General features: G+C 61.7%; 1 protein-coding gene. It reads right to left on the reverse strand.

Going from position 1 to position 402, the window contains the following annotated elements; all coding sequences use genetic code 11:
* The coding region (locus EN885_RS33315) for an ABC transporter permease (RefSeq protein WP_164897994.1) at nt 1–402 on the reverse strand (402 nt) is incomplete at both ends.

The raw sequence follows: 402 nt of genomic DNA on the forward strand, positions 1-402 counted from the left end.
GCGAAGATCAGGCCGACCGCCTGCACCACCGGCACGTCGCGTTTGGTGACGTGGTCGACAAGATACTGCCCCATGCCCGGATAGACGAAAATCACCTCGACCACGACGACGCCGACGATCAGGTAGGCGAGGTTGAGCATGACGACGTTGATGATCGGCGCGATGGCATTGGGGAAGGCGTGCTTGCGGATGACGTTGAAGGCCGACAGGCCCTTCAGTTCCGCGGTCTCGACATAGGCCGACTGCATGACATTGAGGATCGCCGCGCGTGTCATGCGCATCATGTGGGCGAGCACGACCAGCGTCAGCGCTGCCGCCGGCAGAGCGATCGCCTGCATGCGCTCGCCAAAAGGCATGCCGTCATAGACAGTCGAAATGCCCGGGAGGATTTGCCATTTCACG

The sequence above is a fragment of the Mesorhizobium sp. M6A.T.Cr.TU.014.01.1.1 genome (assembly GCF_004022765.1).
Lineage (GTDB): Bacteria > Pseudomonadota > Alphaproteobacteria > Rhizobiales > Rhizobiaceae > Mesorhizobium > Mesorhizobium mediterraneum.